This is a genomic window from Streptococcus parasanguinis (genome assembly GCF_001074805.1).
Lineage (GTDB): Bacteria > Bacillota > Bacilli > Lactobacillales > Streptococcaceae > Streptococcus > Streptococcus parasanguinis_A.
In genome coordinates this window covers 17,513-32,824 of record NZ_JUPI01000110.1, presented here as the reverse complement: position 1 = coordinate 32,824, position 15,312 = coordinate 17,513, and the positions used below count along the sequence as shown (strand labels likewise).

The following is a 15,312-nucleotide window of genomic DNA, read 5'->3' as shown; positions in this document are numbered from 1 at the left end:
AGTAGGGCTGTAAAAGCTGATAAAATCAGCGTAGTAGAGCCCACTCAACCACTGCGTCTTGCTGGACAATCCAAAGACAATTGAGAGGCTAGGACTTTTGTCCCAGCCTCTTATCTATTTGACTGACAAAAGGGGAGATTGATGGTAAAATGAGGAAAAGATTAGGAGGAGATGGAATGAAGAAGAAAATAAAATGGGGCCTTGTCTTATGCTCGGTACTTATACCAGTATGTTTGAGTGCCTGCAAACAAGGAACTGTAGAAAAACAAGGTTCTTCGAATAAAGAAGTACAGAAGAAAATCGATCGAAAAAACATTCATTTTGACAAGACAGGACCAGCTGCAACATTTGATTGGGATGCAAAGAACAGTAGCAGATACATAACGTTTGAAAAACTTCCACAATATATGAGGCCAGATGATAGTGATGGTATTTCAAAATATGGAAAGCAACCGAATGAAGTCTCTCTATCTGAGGAAGGAAGAGTTCAAAAAGCTTTGCAGGTCGTTGAAGGAGTCTATGTAGATCAAAGTGGAATAGACACAGTAATAAAGGCCAATGGGGCAAAAGATCAAGAGGATATGTATACTCGACTCTGGAACGATTATATTATCCCTAAAATTGAAAAAAATAGTAGTACTTTTGATCCAAATACTTATGTGGAATATCTTGGTGAGAAGTACCCCCTCAAAATATATGGTCCGATGTATTTAAAGCTCATGACGAATGCACTACGTTTTGAAAAAAAATATGAATTAAAAGGCTATGCAGTTAAGGGCAACAAAGTATTCCTTAACATTCAGGTACCAAAATACTTCCCAGAGCCTTTACCAAGATGGGATAAATATTCTGGAAAGCCTAATGAGTCGGATTCCGATCAAATGTTCTATGATTGGCTCGATGAATTGCATCAAAGATATGCTGAAAAAGAGACAAATCGAGATGATCATATTTCCTATATTATGCTTTCGACAGTTTTAAAACAGTTAGTTAATAAAGATTTCGACGCAACCTCATCATCTGGTTATACTGATGGTGAGATTTACACTACAGAATTCACGGTTGAAATGGAAGTAACAGATCAGGGTGATGTTCGAATAGATTTAAAAAACTTGGCTATTCTCTTACAAATCCCTCGACAAATGAAGGGGGAAAATCAGTATGGTAAGGAAGATGAAAATAATATCTTTTGGACCATCCCATCTGGGAATAATAATGATGGACAAAAGATAAAAGAAAAATTAAAGAATTTTAATCCAAAAGATCCTGTTAAAAGCTATGCGATTGGAGAGCCAGTTCTATTTGCTAATGGCTTAGAAGTTACACTGAATCGTGTAACAGACGATCCAAATTTGGATGTTCAGGATGATCAAGACCGTATCGATACAAGGAAAAAACAACATCGATTGATCGTCGAATTCACCCTATCGAATCCAACACCTCTCCGTATTGAAAATACTCCAGATTATACAAATGTAGATCTCTATGATGGCCATGGCAAATCTGCTTATATGCTGAATAATACTTTAAATTACAAACAGCCAACAGTCCTTGAAGCAGGAGAATCTGGTATATATAAAATTAACTATTTAACAGATGGGGATGGACCATTTACGGTTGTTTATGGTGATGCAAAATGGGTCGTTCAAAAATAGTCATGTCATATAATAGGAACTTCTCAATTATCATTAGAATTTTCAATCGGTTCATAGGTTGTTCAGATATGACTGCTGTAAAAAATTAATCGATTAGGTCGAATTTAGCAAGGAGGTCAGGCTATGAAGCCCAACTATTTCAAACTATTCGCAGGAATTCCACTTATTCTATGTTGCCTGTTTCTTTCCAGTTGTAAGATCATGAAACCGAGTGATTATAAAAAGGCGAAGGAAGTTGTCAGCAGTGAGCTTGCTAAGGTTGGTCTGCATGGGGATGTGACCATAAACAAACTGGATTGGACTGCTTTGGAAATCCCAACTTATCATGTGTCTTATACCTACTCTGAGAAAACCTATGATGGACAAACAGTGACATTAGAAACGGATACGGTGTTTCATAATGATTGGACAGATACAACTAGTGACCATCTTCCAGAGTATAAGGAAGCGTACTTGAAGCAGCAATCTGTCCAAAAAAAGGAGACGGAAATTGAGAAACAATTAAAGAAGCAATCTCTAGGTCTTCCTATTAGTTTCTTTGGTTTTTTATCTAACTCCAACCGTGATGAGAAGGAGCAAATTCTAGATAGTATCGCAAGTCAAAATCTCAAAGAAGGGAAAAAGGACTTTGCCGGTTACTATCAAATCCCTTTTCAGACCTTAATCGATCAAGAGTTAATCCGTATGACTATTTATATAGAGGATAGTGTATCCGTTAAGGAGCAAGACTTAAAAGCAGCAGCCAAAAAATTAGACGCTAGCAAACTACCGGATGGTGCCTATGATTTCTACTATTCCAAAGGTAGTTATGCTGATTCCATCAGTTACTCATTCAAAGTTAAAGATGGGAAAGTTATTTTTTATGAAGATCAAAACAAACCAGAATAAGAGAAGCAGATACAAAAAAAGATCTAGTCGTGTTTGACTAGATCTTTCATGTTGCTTAGAAGTCTTCCTTCTTCTTAAGTGTCAGAGAAGCAATAGCTGTAGCGACGAATGTCAAACCAGTTACAAGAAGTCCTAAATGATCTGCAGTTCCTGTTGAAGGAAGAGATCGTTTACCTTCTTTAGGCTTGTCACTAGATTTAGGAGTTTCACTAGATTTAGGTTTGTCACTAGGCTTAGGCTTATCTCCATTTGGTGATGGAGTTTTAGGTTTGCTATTACTTGGTGTTGGTATATTTGGAATATCTGTTGATGGTGGAGGTGGAAGAAGTTTGTTTACCACGTTTCCTTTATCAACAACAAGGTTTGTTGCAGAAGCAAAGTCGCTTGCAGAAACCTTGATGGCTGTATCTGAAAGTTGGTAACCACTAGGAGCAGAGAGCTCTTTGATGATATACTCTTTAGCTTCAAATCCAACGAAGCTTGCAAGTCCGTCTTGACCAGAAATTGCTTGCGCTTGGCCTTGTCCATAGGGATTTGCAACAGGTGTCACACCATCTGCTTCAAAGAGTCCAAATACTGCACCAGCTAGGTAATTACCCTTTTCATCCACTTTACGAACCTTAAGGGTGTAGAGTTTCAGTTCAGGAATATCAATAGTTGGTGGAGTTGGTGGGATCACCTTGTTGATAAAGGTTTTCTTGTCACCATAAGAAACCACTGCTTGGATAGCATTTGATGCTTCATCTTTTGTGACGGTAACTGTGACATCCACTTGACCTTCATCATATTGGATGTTTGCCTGGTCAGCCGGTACGACTTCTTTAACGGTATATTTATGAGTACCAATCATCGCTTCCGTGTAGGCGATCGCATCAAACGTCACTGTACCATCTGCAGCATTTTGTTTTGTCTGAAGAACAGTTCCATTTTCATCCAAAAGGTTAAAGCTAAATTCGCCACCTTGAAGGTCACGACCTTCTAAAATCTTACTTGTGGTAATTTGTTTTTCACTTGGAGTTGGAGGTGTCGGAGGTGTATACGTGTTGGTAAAAGTAGGGATATCCTTTTTACCGTCGTATTGCACATCCGCATTCAATTGTCCATTTGCATCCTTAGTGACAGTCACTGTTACAGTATGAACAGATTCATCATAAGTGATTGCTGATTCTGGTGTAGCTGGTTTTTGTTCAACAATTGTGTAGGTGAACGTACCAGCTTCATTAAATCTTACTGGATTGAAGAGAATATCCCCATTCTCACCATTTGTCTTGGTATCAACGAGCGTACCATTTTGATCCTTGAGAAGGAAAGTAAACTCATTTGCTTTCAGTGTACGATCGCTCGAACCATTGATCGCCAATACTTTTTTAGCCTTGAATTTAGCTGTCGTTGGTTTCACTGTTGGAGGAACAGGTGTCGGAGGTGTTTTCGTATTTGTAAACGTATCTCCTTTTTCAGCATCCCCACCTGAGTAAGTCACAGTAGCAACGAGTTTGTCGTTTACTTTCTTCACCTCAACAGTAGCAGTGATGGTTTGTGTGCTATAGTTGATAGAAGCATCAGTACCTTTATTTTCGGTAATGGTGTATGTGTGTGTTCCTTCTGCAGTATAAGAAAGTTCCTTAAAGGTTACAGTACCATTTGCCTTGTTCTTGGCAGTTTCAAGGGTATTATTTCCTTCTTTCAAGACAAATTCAAATTGATCATCTGTCAACGGTAAGTTTGTTTCACCTTCTTTAAGGAGCTTGTTCACTTGAAGTGTAGCTGTTACACTTTCTGTTTTAGGAGCTTCTTTTTTGTTGGTGAACGTATCTGTGTCAGTTTGACCATCAGAGTAGCTGATTTGTTCTACAACCAAGGCGTTGTCTTTTTCAACCACTACAACCGTGGCCGTGATGGTTTTATCGCTGTAGGTAATGGTTTTGTCCGTACCTTTTGTTTCAGTGATGGTATATTTGAATGTCCCTGCTTTGTCTACAGTGATGTTATCAAAAGTAATCGAACCATTTTTTTGGTTCTTGGCTGTAGCAACAACTTTATCGTTTGAATCTTTTGCAACAAACTCAAAGTCATCGCCCTTCAGTTCACCACCTTCAAATTCTTTTTTAAGGTTTAAGGTTACCTTAGCATTTGAAACTTTTGGTTTATTTTGAGTATTGGTGATCGTATTTTTTTGTTCACCATCTCCACCTGAGTAAGTGACAGTAGCGACGAGTTTGTCGTTATCTTTCTTCACATCGACAGTAGCCTTGATGCTTTGTGTGCTATAGTTGACACTAGCATCTGTACCCTTATTTTCAGTGATGGTATAAGTATGAGTACCTTCTTTATTGAAAGTCAGAGACTTAAAGTTAACAGAGCCATCTGCTTTGTTCTTGGCAGTTTCGACTACTTTGTTGTTTTCGTCTTTCAAGGCAAATTCGAATTGACCTTCTGTGATCGGAAGTTGTGTATGTTTCTGATCGCCGGCTACTTCGAAAGCTTTTTTAACAACAAGATTTGCTGAAACCGGGCTAATAGTTGGTTCGCTATTGAAAACTTTAGCATCGGCTGAGGCAGCTTTATTCACCCAAGTGTTTTCTTTTGAAACACTTTCTGGGTGTTGATCACTTTTTAGGCTAGCTACATTAGTAACACTCTTAATTTGATCAGCATGTTGCAACAGTGTTTGGTAAGAAAGAGTAATTTCATCTGTTGATGCATTTTTAAATTGGTCACTAATCTTAGTTAGATCAAGTTTAAATCCGTGTTCAGTCCACTCAATATATGGTTCTAACCCAAGGCCAGCCATTGGGACTCCATTGGCAACAAAAGTTTTTCCATTAACCCTCAAGTCAAATGAAGCAGGAAGATAAGTTCCTCCCTTAAAGTATTGAGCAACATCTTGTCCTTTAGCAGATTTAATACGGCTCAAATCAAGTGCTGGAAGGTTAGGCATTTGGTCAGTAAAGACAATGCTTGATGCAGGTGCTTGTTTATCGACAGCATTATTTACTGAGATATGCCAAGTTAAAAACCCATCTGCTTGTTCATCAGTTACTGTTAAAGTATCTCTCCAGTCAGGAATTCCTGTTGGTCCCCAAATTTTCTGAGCATGTTGTAAATTAGTATTATCAGTAGCACCAGAATTGTACTTTTTAATTGGGAGTAATAATGGAACTGGACCTTGTCCAGAACGTTTAACGATAACAGATTCGGTACCGATTTTAATCGTTCGTTCTTGATCTTTTCCGGTCGTATTGTCTTTATCCCATTTGTAATAGAAGGAGACATTTCCTTCAGCCCCTTTATTTCCACCTTTAACAAAGGTGATGGTTAGGGTCTTTCCGTCGTCTGAGACTTTACCAGTTGCGATCTCTTCTCCCTTTTCATTCTTCATTGAATTGAAGGCAGAAGAAGCGAATTTGACGTCTTCTGGCATAGAAATTTTAAAGGTATCACCTATTTCTACGCCAGTTCCGATTTCCCAGTGGTAAGAGATTTGATCTCCGTCCAATTTTGCTTGGGTTATCTTTACTTGGGTTGTTAATTCTTTTGCTTGTGTTACTTTACTTCCTGCTACAAACAGAAAAAGCAAAGCGGCTAGCAATGAAAAAACAACTAAAATTGGTTTTTTCATAATTCCTCCTAATTTTTAGTATTACCAAACAAGTCCATTGTACTAATATATAGTAATAAAGTCAAAGAATAAGTACTATTTTATTATGCTGTTTTGTCATAATGATTTTATACCAAAAAAATCGTTTATTTCCCGCCATTTTAGCCTTTCATGTTATAATATTCAGATAAGAAAAAGAGGAGACCAAAAGCTAGATGATCACTTCAAAATACGATTGGCAGTTAGCTTCGCCAAGTGCAGATGAGGCCTTTTTAGCCCTTGCTAAAAAAGCAGGCCTGGAAGCGTCCGTAGCAACCTTGCTGTATGAGCGTGGCATTCAGACCAAAGAGGATTTAGAAGACTTTTTAGAACCCAAACTGGAGAAGCTACACGACCCTTATTTGCTCCACGATATGGAGAAAGCAGTGGAGCGCATCCGACGGGCCATTGAAGATTATGAGCAGATCCTGATCTACGGAGACTATGACGCGGACGGGATGACTTCGGCCTCTATTATGAAGGAAACCTTGGAGCAGATGGGGGCAGAGGTGCAAGTCTACCTCCCCAACCGCTTCACAGACGGCTATGGTCCCAATGAGAGTGTCTACAAGTACTTTATCGAGCAGCAAGGCATTTCTTTGATTGTCACGGTGGACAATGGCGTGGCAGGCAATCAAGCCATCGCCATGGCCCAGGCAATGGGGGTGGATGTCATCGTGACGGACCACCACTCGATGCCAGAGGTTTTGCCCGATGCTTATGCGATCATCCATCCGGAGCATCCAGATGCGGATTATCCCTTCCATTATCTAGCAGGATGTGGTGTGGCTTTTAAGTTGGCCTGTGCCCTCCTAGAGGAAGTACCAGTCGATCTCTTAGACCTGGTAGCCATTGGGACCATTGCTGACATGGTCAGCCTGACAGATGAGAATCGGATCCTGGTCAAATACGGTCTGGGTGTTCTCCAACATACCCAGCGCATGGGTTTGCAGGAGCTCTTGGAGATCGCAGGGATTCGTCCGGAGGATGTCAATGAAGAAACGGTTGGTTTTCAGATTGCTCCTCGTCTCAATGCCCTTGGCCGCCTCGATGATCCCAATCCGGCCATTGAACTCCTGACAGGATTTGACGATGAAGAGGCGCACGAGATTGCCCTCATGATTCATCAGAAGAATGAAGAACGAAAAGAGATTGTCCAAAGCATCTACGATGAAGCCAAAACCATGGTCGACCCAAGCTTGTCCGCCCAGGTCTTGGCAAAAGAAGGCTGGAATCCAGGGGTCCTTGGTATTGTCGCCGGCCGTCTATTGGAAGAGCTTCATCAGCCAGTTGTTGTTTTAAGCATCGAAGATGGGCGGGCTAAAGGAAGCGCTCGAAGTCCTGAGTCGGTCAATATTTTTGAGGCCCTCGATCCTCACCGGACGCTCTTTGTCGCCTTTGGAGGACATGCCGGTGCAGCAGGGATGACGCTCGAAGTGGACCAACTTCCTGCCCTATCTCAGGCTCTTACGGATTACATTGCAGAGCAAGAGATTGATCTCAGTAGCAAGTCCAGCTTAGCCATCGATGAGGAACTGCATTTAACTGAACTAACGCTTGAGACTCTGAAAAGCTTTGAGCGCTTGAGTCCTTTTGGCATGGACAATAAAAAGCCCGTCTTTCTGGTTCGTAATTTCAAGGTAGAAGGGGCGCGCTCAATGGGAGCTGGCAATACTCACTTGAAACTCAAAATTTCTCAGGAAGATGCGACCTTTGAGGTGGTTGCCTTTGGCTTGGGAAGCTTAGAGGCAGAGTTTGCACAGGCGCAAGACCTAGAGCTAGCTGTGCAGTTGTCGGTCAACCAATGGAATGGCCAAACAACCTTGCAGCTCATGCTGGTTGATGCACGTGTGGATGGTGTGCAACTCTTTAATATCCGCTCTAAAAATGCCAGTCTCCCCGCAGGTGTTCCCGTTCTTGATTTTACTAAAGAACTACCAGATCTGATAGGCGCACCCGCTGTTGTAGTTGGAAATATCCCTGAGGATTTAGAGCAACTACGGCAAATCTTCCAAGAGCATGATTTCCAGGCTGTCTATTTCAAAAATGAAATCGCCAAAGCCTACTATTTAACAGGATACGGTAGCAGGGACCAGTATGCCAAGCTTTATAAGACCATTTACCAGTACCCAGAGTTTGATGTCCGCTACAAACTCAAAGACCTAGCAGCTTATCTCAAGATTCAGCAGATCCTCTTGGTCAAAATGATTCAGATCTTCCAAGAACTGGGCTTTGTGACCATTGAAAATGGCATCATGAAGGTCAATAAAGAAGCAGAAAAACGCGAAATCGCAGAAAGCAGCATCTACCAAAACCTCAAACAAACGGTGAAAGAGCAGGAGTTGATGGCCCTTGGAACAGTTCGTGAAATCTACGACTACCTGACAGGTCAGGCCTCATGAAAACATACCTAAAAAAATTCCTCTGGCTCACTCCCTTCCTGCTATTTGCTCTTTATTGGTTGGGAATCTACCTGAGCTTGAAGAACCCCATGGAAGAAATTAACTACTCTGAAAATGGTGGGATGATGCGCTATGTGATGTTTAAGCCCTTTACAGAAACGATAGGAAATGATGGTATCTGGAAAGAAGATGAGGGATTTCAAACCTACCATTATTCAAAAGGAATTGTTGATGGAAACGAAGACTTGTCCGTGATGATGTTTAGAGGAACTCCCAACTGGACCTATATGTATGATTTTAAATTGGAAAAAGGTGTGACACTCGGATTTATATTTAAATACGACTCGTCAAAAAAGCTGTTTTTTCAGAAGGAGGTCTACCTTTCTAAAGAAGATACTACCTACGAGGGCCAGCAACTTCTTGAGCAGCTTGCCACCTACGGCAAAGACCGTGCTTGGTTGAAAATACAAAGTAAGAAGGTCGCCGAACAATACATTCTTGGCACCTGGTTTAAGAATGGAAGTTCCCGTTATTCCCTGAAAAACTTGGGAGATATGAAAATCGAGTACAATAAAGTATTAGATGAATAGTAAGCATGTCTCCAATTCCAATCCCACATCATTTTTCGGATGTGGGATTTTTACTTTTGACTCGGGAGCTTGGGAAAATGATTTGGTAAAAATGATGCAAGTTAGTGGAATTCATGATATAATGGAATGTAAAAAATTTTTTATGAAAGAAAGTTAACCATGAATTTAAAAGATTACATTGCAAGCATTGAAAACTATCCGCAAGAAGGAATTACCTTCCGTGATATCAGCCCTTTGATGGCAGATGGCAATGCTTATAGTTATGCGATTCGTGAAATCGTTCAATATGCGACGGATAAGAAAATCGACATGATCGTTGGTCCTGAAGCGCGTGGTTTCATCGTTGGATGTCCGGTCGCTTTTGAGTTGGGAATTGGATTTGCGCCTGTTCGGAAGCCTGGTAAATTGCCACGTGAAGTCATCTCTGCTGACTACGAAAAAGAATATGGTGTCGATACCCTCTGTATGCACGCAGATGCTATCAAACCAGGTCAACGTGTCCTCATCGTTGATGACCTCTTGGCTACGGGTGGTACCGTTAAAGCAACCATCGAAATGATCGAAAAACTCGGTGGGATCGTTGCAGGGTGTGCCTTCTTGATCGAGTTGGATGAATTGAAAGGTCGCGAAGCGATCGGCGATTACGACTACAAAGTCTTGATGCATTACTAATATAGTCTAATACTATAACTGGATACAGAAAAACCATAATTGAAAACTATAAGCTCCTATCATATAATGTTAGTTAAGAACTTGCACGATGGGAGCTTTTTATGCCAATTACACTAGATAAAAAATTACCTGCAGTAGATATTCTTCGTTCAGAAAATATTTTTGTCATGGATGATGTTCGAGCAACTCACCAAGATATTCGTCCTATAAATGTTCTGATTTTGAATCTCATGCCGACTAAGGAAGCAACTGAGACTCAACTGCTACGCCTCCTGGCCAATACGCCCTTGCAGATCAATGTAGATTTCCTCTATATGACTAGCCATGAGTCTAAGAATACAGCGGCAGAGCATATGGAGAGCTTCTACAAGACGTTTGAGGATATCAAGGATAATTACTATGACGGCTTGATTGTGACGGGGGCGCCTGTCGAAAAGATGGACTTTGAGGAAGTGGACTACTGGGAAGAATTGACCCAGGTCTTTGAATGGTCCAAGCGGCATGTCTTTTCTACCTTGCACCTTTGTTGGGGAGCCCAGGCTGGACTGTACCACCGTTACGGGATTCAAAAAGTAGAGCTCTGTGACAAGCTATCGGGTATCTATGACCAAGCAGTGGTGCGTCCCGATAGTCTGCTCATGAGAGGCTTTGACGATCGCTTCCTTGCCCCTCATTCTCGCTATACAGATATTCCTTTGAAGGAAGTCCTTGAAAAGAGCAATCTTCAAGTGATCGCTCAGGGAAATGAAGTTGGGCTTTCCATCATTGCTAGTCCAGATATGCGTGAGGTCTATAGCTTTGGCCATCTGGAATATGATCGCGATACACTGGCAAAAGAATACCACCGAGATGTCAAGGCAGGCTTGGATCCGGATGTTCCCAAGAATTATTTTGATGGGGATGACGCTAATACAGAGCCTCGCATTCGTTGGAATCTAGCTGCAACGACCTTCTTTAGTAATTGGATCAACTATGCGGTTTATCAAGAAACACCTTACCGCTTGGAAGAATTGGAAAAAGATATTTCATTTTATGGTTACCTATAAAGGGGAATTATGACATATTCACAAGCATTTAAGTATGGCAACTTGGTTCTTCCGAGTGCCTTGCTTTTTCATTATCATGAATTGTTCGACCAAGCAGATGATTACTTGGTTTGGCAGTTTTTCTTCCTTCAAAATACGACTGGCCAAGAGGCCTTAACTCCCAATCAGATTGCTAGTCATCTGGGAAAAACGGTGACAGAGGTCAATCGGATTATGTCCAATTTGACTACTAAGGGACTCCTTCAATACCGGACCATTGAGCTCAATGGTGAGATTGAAGCCATCTTTGATGCGACCATTGCCCTGGAGCGCTTGGATGAGATTTTAGAAGCCCAATCACAAGGGAAGGCACAAAGCGCGCCTGCTAAGGGAAATGTCATCAAGGACTTGGTGGAAACCTTCCAACAAGAACTGGGACGACTCTTGACGCCTTTTGAGATTGAAGACTTGACCAAGACTGTGCGCGAGGATCAGACAGATCCAGATGTGATCAAGGCAGCCTTACGAGAAGCTGTCTTTAACGGCAAGCCTCACTGGAAATATATCCAAGCTATTTTACGCAACTGGCGCAGTGAAGGCATCAACAGCCTGGCCCAAGTAGAGGCGAAACTACAAGAACGCGAGCAAGCCAACCCACGCAATGTGACCGTTTCAGATGATTTCTTGAAGGCCATGGATTTGTGGAAAGATTAAAAAAACTAGCACTTTATAAAAGTGCTAGTTTTTTTCGTTTATAAATAGTCCGCGTAGGCTTTTTCTAGTTTGGTGAGGAGTTCTTGTTTTTCCTCGTCACTAGCAAAGGAAGCCTGGATGTCATCGACATTGTGCTGGTAAAAGTCAGCCTCCTTGGTTTGGAAATGCTGATGGTAGAGGGCATATTCCTTGGTGAGGTCAGTATCAGATACAGTCCGGTTATCAGTATTGATACTGATCCGAGCTCCGGCTACCTTCATTTTCAAATAAGGGAAATCCTCTATAGTCGGTGCTGCTTTTGTCTGTAAGTTGCTGGTCAAGGAAAGTTCACCCGTGACCCCATTGTCAATAAAGGATTGGAGTAAAGCTGGTTCATGAGATAGAGCTGTCACGTGGCCATTGCGTTTGATGCCAAATGCAATCGATTGAGCAACAAAGTGTGGGCAATGACACTCACCTGCGTGAAGTGTCATAGGACGATGGTAACTCTTGACTTGCTCGATTAAAGGTCGAATATCTTCTGGAGAGTAGTTGTGCTCATCCCCAGCAAAGTCAAACCCGACAAATTCCTGATCCCTGACTTGGTTTGCTTCGGCAAGGATCCGAGAGGTGAGTTTTGGATCCGACTGGCGCATGCCACAGACCAGGGCTTTTGCAATAATGCCAAACTCTTCTTGGGCTTGGCGCAGACCATCGCAGACAGCATCGATGGTTTCTGGGACGGTAAGTCCTTGGTCCATGGACAATTCTGGAGCAAAACGAACCTCAATGTAGAGGACATTCTCCAGAGCCGCTTGCTTAGCGACATCGTAAGCAGCAAGGGTCAGGGCTTCCCTGGTTTGAAGGAGAGGGCGAATGTAATCAAAGGCCTCCAAATAGTCCAAGAGATTCTCACAGTGGGCAGGGGCAGTGACATGGTGTTTGAGCTCTTCATCGCTAGCAGGGAGGTCAATATTGGCCAGGGCTGCCAATTGACGAATAGTCGGAAGAGACAAGGAACCGTCTAAGTGACAGTGGAGTTCCGTCTTTGCCAAACTATGAAAATCGATCATGGACATGGTTTTCTCCTTAAAATGTATTTTTTCTATACTATCATTTTGACCAGAAAAGTCAAGTAAAGCTAGCGTAGCAGATTTTTGAAACTAGCACCTAGATTTGATATGCTAGGAGTAGCGAAATAAAGGAGAAGAAAGATGTCAGACTATCAATTACCAGAAGTATGGGAAGCACCGAGTCAAATGGGAGGAGCCTGGGGAGGTTTGAACCAACCAACAGCAGGTGCCCGCTTTGAACAAAGCCTTCCAAAAGGCGATCAGCCTTTCCAACTCTATACCCTTCCAACCCCTAATGGAATCAAGGTGACCATTATGCTGGAAGAACTAAAAGAGTTGGGAGTGGATGCGGGCTATGACGCTTATCGCATCAAGATTGGTGATGGAGATCAATTCGGCAGTGACTTTGTAGCCATCAATCCAAACTCGAAAATTCCAGCTATGTTGGATCAATCAGGTGACCAAGCCATTCGGGTCTTTGAATCAGCCAATATTCTCTTGTATTTAGCAGAGAAGTTTGGACAATTGATTCCAGCAGATCCTGCTAAACGAACAGAAGTGCTTAATTGGCTCTTCTGGCAGACAGGGGCTGCGCCATTTTTAGGTGGGGGCTTTGGCCATTTCTTCCACTACGCTCCTGAAAAAGTTGAGTATGCTATCAACCGCTTTGCTATGGAAGCCAAACGCCAATTGGACCTACTGGACAAAGAATTGGCGACCAAACCTTATATAGCAGGAGAGGACTATACCATTGCGGATATCGCCATCTGGTCTTGGTATGGCCGTCTCGTCCAAGACAAGGTCTGGGACCGAGCAGGAATTTTCCTAAATGTAAAGGAATACAAGCATTTGCAAGCTTGGACAGAAAAAATTGCTAATCGCCCAGCAGTGCAACGTGGCTTGGAAGTAGAATATAAGGAAATTGACTAAAGTCTAGTATCGGCTTGTTGAGGATGATTGCGAGAGTTTCCGCCGTGAGTATAGCACATGAAACGTATAAGTTTCATGTGCCCGGAAGTTTTGAGACATTAGACTCAAAACTTAGTCATGGAACTTCTTCGAAGTTCGCTGACGTCCGGACTCACCTAAGGAAAGTCTAAAATAATACCTTTCCATAATAGACAAGGCGCCGTTGCGCCTTTTTTTAATGCTGCAAACATGGTATACTAAAGGGTGGAATAAAAGTATAGAAAGAAGCACATGGAATTTACGAAATTATCAAATCGCTTGAATCTGGTGGCCAGTTTCGTCCCAGAAGGAGCTCGTCTTCTAGATGTAGGGAGTGACCATGCTTATCTCCCAATCGCTCTTTTACAGGAAGGCAAGATTGAGGCTGCTATTGCGGGTGAGGTAGTTGAGGGACCCTACCAGTCTGCCCTGCAAAATGTGGCAGATAATGGCTTAGATGCCAAAATCGAGGTCCGCCTAGCTAATGGCTTGGCTGCTTTCGAACTGTCCGATGACATTTCTTGCATCACCATCGCAGGAATGGGCGGGCGCTTGATTGCGGATATCCTAGCAGCAGGTCTTGAGAAATTAGCCGGTGTCTCTCGCTTGGTCTTGCAACCCAATAATCGGGAGGATGAACTGCGGGCTTGGTTAGTAGATCATGATTTTCGCCTTGTTGATGAAGCTATCTTGGAAGAAAATGAGAAGTTTTATGAGATCCTCGTGGTCGAGCATGGTTCTCAAGAGTTGTCAGCTAAGGAACTGCGTTTTGGTCCGTATTTGATGCTGGAACAAGCACCAGCCTTTGTCCAAAAGTGGTCCAAGGAAGTGGAGAAATTGGCCTTTGCCTTGGAGCAGGTCCCAGTTGAGAATCAATCTGCCAGAGCATCGTTAGAAGAGCGCATCGCCCAAATCAAGGAGGTCCTAAATGCTAGCAAGTGAACTTATCAAACGCTATGAAGCCTACTGTCCTCAGGAACTTTCCATGGAGGGAGATGTCTGTGGCTTACAGGTCGGGACGCTACAAAAAGACATCAAGAAGGTCATGGTAGCCTTGGATATCCGGGAGCAGACGGTGGCAGAAGCCATCGCCCATGGAGTGGACTTGATCATCGTCAAGCATGCGCCCATTTTCCGTCCTATTAAGGATTTGGTAGCCGATCGGGCTCAGAATCAGATCTACATTGACTTGATCAAGCACGATATCGCGGTTTATGTCAGCCATACCAATATTGATATCGTCCCAGATGGGCTCAATGATTGGTTCTGCCAACTTTTAGAAATTGAAAATACAGAGCCCCTCAGCATGACAGGAGAAGGGCTCGGAATCGGCCGCATCGGTCGGGTAGCTGCCCAAACTTTTGGACAGTTGGCTAGCAAGGTCAAAGAAACCTTTGGCTTAGATGCTTTGCGCTTGGTTGGTTACGACCAGGCGGATTTAGAACGGGTCATTGAGCGCGTCGCTATCTGTGGCGGAAGTGGCCAGTCCTTTTACAAGGATGCTCTCGCTAAGGGGGCTGAGGTCTACATCACAGGAGATATCTACTACCACACGGCTCAGGACATGCTGAGCGATGGGATCTTGGCCTTGGATCCAGGTCACCATATCGAAGTTCTCTTTGTGTCAAAACTAGTCGAAAAACTCAATCAGTGGAAGTCTGAAGAAGCGTGGGAGATCGAAGTGCTGGGCAGTCAAGCCAGCACCAATCCTTTTTACCATATCTAAGGG

At 42.7% G+C, this 15,312-nt stretch carries 12 protein-coding genes; 10 read left to right on the top strand and 2 right to left on the bottom strand.

Features of this window, described 5'->3' with window-relative positions; all coding sequences use genetic code 11:
- Positions 1–176: 176 nt before the first annotated feature.
- A complete protein-coding gene (locus tag ADI76_RS07475; RefSeq protein WP_239683628.1) occupies positions 177–1,655 on the top strand; it encodes a hypothetical protein in 1,479 nt (492 codons plus the stop codon).
- A gap of 123 nt (positions 1,656–1,778) precedes the next feature.
- Positions 1,779–2,543: a hypothetical protein gene (locus tag ADI76_RS11720; protein ID WP_239683627.1), complete on the top strand. Its 765-nt coding sequence runs from the start codon at positions 1,779–1,781 to the stop codon at positions 2,541–2,543.
- A gap of 55 nt (positions 2,544–2,598) precedes the next feature.
- On the opposite strand, the gene ADI76_RS07460 is transcribed toward ADI76_RS11720, so the two are convergent.
- Positions 2,599–6,162 (bottom strand): Spy0128 family protein, encoded by a 3,564-nt coding sequence (locus tag ADI76_RS07460; RefSeq protein ID WP_049515478.1) that lies wholly within the window; start codon positions 6,160–6,162, stop codon positions 2,599–2,601.
- Positions 6,163–6,356: 194 nt separating this feature from the next.
- Between ADI76_RS07460 and recJ the strand changes: the two genes are divergently transcribed.
- The 5 genes from recJ to ADI76_RS07435 all read left to right on the top strand — a co-directional run bounded on the left by recJ (position 6,357) and on the right by ADI76_RS07435 (position 11,583).
- Positions 6,357–8,582, top strand: a complete 2,226-nt coding sequence (recJ, locus tag ADI76_RS07455; RefSeq protein ID WP_049515476.1) for a single-stranded-DNA-specific exonuclease RecJ — start codon at positions 6,357–6,359, stop codon at positions 8,580–8,582.
- Positions 8,579–9,172 (top strand): TipC family immunity protein, encoded by a 594-nt coding sequence (locus ADI76_RS07450; RefSeq protein WP_024055037.1) that lies wholly within the window; start codon positions 8,579–8,581, stop codon positions 9,170–9,172. The genes recJ and ADI76_RS07450 overlap by 4 nt, the downstream gene beginning before the upstream one ends.
- 159 nt (positions 9,173–9,331) lie before the next feature.
- The gene (locus tag ADI76_RS07445) at positions 9,332–9,844 is read left to right on the top strand and encodes an adenine phosphoribosyltransferase (protein WP_045759627.1); all 513 of its coding nucleotides are present in this window, start codon (positions 9,332–9,334) and stop codon (positions 9,842–9,844) included.
- Positions 9,845–9,945: 101 nt separating this feature from the next.
- The gene (metA, locus tag ADI76_RS07440; protein ID WP_003007876.1) at positions 9,946–10,890 is read left to right on the top strand and encodes a homoserine O-acetyltransferase MetA; all 945 of its coding nucleotides are present in this window, start codon (positions 9,946–9,948) and stop codon (positions 10,888–10,890) included.
- A gap of 9 nt (positions 10,891–10,899) precedes the next feature.
- Entirely contained in the window at positions 10,900–11,583 is a 684-nt protein-coding gene (locus ADI76_RS07435) for a DnaD domain-containing protein (RefSeq protein WP_003007874.1), read from the top strand.
- Between the two features lie 38 nt (positions 11,584–11,621).
- Here ADI76_RS07435 and add read toward each other — a convergent pair whose 3' ends face one another.
- Positions 11,622–12,641 carry an adenosine deaminase gene (gene add, locus ADI76_RS07430; RefSeq protein WP_049515474.1) on the bottom strand — a complete coding sequence of 340 codons (1,020 nt, stop codon included), beginning with the start codon at positions 12,639–12,641 and terminating at the stop codon, positions 11,622–11,624.
- Between the two features lie 135 nt (positions 12,642–12,776).
- Here add and yghU point away from each other — a divergent pair, with 135 nt between their 5' ends.
- The 3 genes from yghU (at position 12,777) to ADI76_RS07415 (ending at position 15,309) form a co-directional block, all read left to right on the top strand.
- Positions 12,777–13,565, top strand: coding sequence for a glutathione-dependent disulfide-bond oxidoreductase (yghU, locus tag ADI76_RS07425; protein WP_049515473.1), 789 nt, complete (start codon positions 12,777–12,779; stop codon positions 13,563–13,565).
- Positions 13,566–13,835: 270 nt separating this feature from the next.
- On the top strand, positions 13,836–14,525 hold the full coding sequence (locus ADI76_RS07420) for a tRNA (adenine(22)-N(1))-methyltransferase (protein WP_049515472.1): 690 nt from the start codon (positions 13,836–13,838) through the stop codon (positions 14,523–14,525).
- Positions 14,512–15,309, top strand: a complete 798-nt coding sequence (locus ADI76_RS07415) for a Nif3-like dinuclear metal center hexameric protein (RefSeq protein WP_049515470.1) — start codon at positions 14,512–14,514, stop codon at positions 15,307–15,309. Before ADI76_RS07420 ends, ADI76_RS07415 begins: the two co-directional genes overlap by 14 nt.
- Positions 15,310–15,312: the final 3 nt, after the last annotated feature.

Excerpts from the sequence above, each read along its gene's own strand:
- recJ (WP_049515476.1), top strand. The coding sequence starts at position 6,357 with ATGATCACTTCAAAATACGATTGGCAGTTAGCTTCGCCAAGTGCAGAT.
- add (WP_049515474.1), bottom strand. The coding sequence starts at position 12,641 with ATGTCCATGATCGATTTTCATAGTTTGGCAAAGACGGAACTCCACTGT.
- metA (WP_003007876.1), top strand. The coding sequence starts at position 9,946 with ATGCCAATTACACTAGATAAAAAATTACCTGCAGTAGATATTCTTCGT.
- ADI76_RS07475 (WP_239683628.1), top strand. The coding sequence starts at position 177 with ATGAAGAAGAAAATAAAATGGGGCCTTGTCTTATGCTCGGTACTTATA.
- ADI76_RS07450 (WP_024055037.1), top strand. The coding sequence starts at position 8,579 with ATGAAAACATACCTAAAAAAATTCCTCTGGCTCACTCCCTTCCTGCTA.
- ADI76_RS07445 (WP_045759627.1), top strand. The coding sequence starts at position 9,332 with ATGAATTTAAAAGATTACATTGCAAGCATTGAAAACTATCCGCAAGAA.
- ADI76_RS07435 (WP_003007874.1), top strand. The coding sequence starts at position 10,900 with ATGACATATTCACAAGCATTTAAGTATGGCAACTTGGTTCTTCCGAGT.
- ADI76_RS11720 (WP_239683627.1), top strand. The coding sequence starts at position 1,779 with ATGAAGCCCAACTATTTCAAACTATTCGCAGGAATTCCACTTATTCTA.
- yghU (WP_049515473.1), top strand. The coding sequence starts at position 12,777 with ATGTCAGACTATCAATTACCAGAAGTATGGGAAGCACCGAGTCAAATG.
- ADI76_RS07415 (WP_049515470.1), top strand. The coding sequence starts at position 14,512 with ATGCTAGCAAGTGAACTTATCAAACGCTATGAAGCCTACTGTCCTCAG.
- ADI76_RS07420 (WP_049515472.1), top strand. The coding sequence starts at position 13,836 with ATGGAATTTACGAAATTATCAAATCGCTTGAATCTGGTGGCCAGTTTC.
- ADI76_RS07460 (WP_049515478.1), bottom strand. The coding sequence starts at position 6,162 with ATGAAAAAACCAATTTTAGTTGTTTTTTCATTGCTAGCCGCTTTGCTT.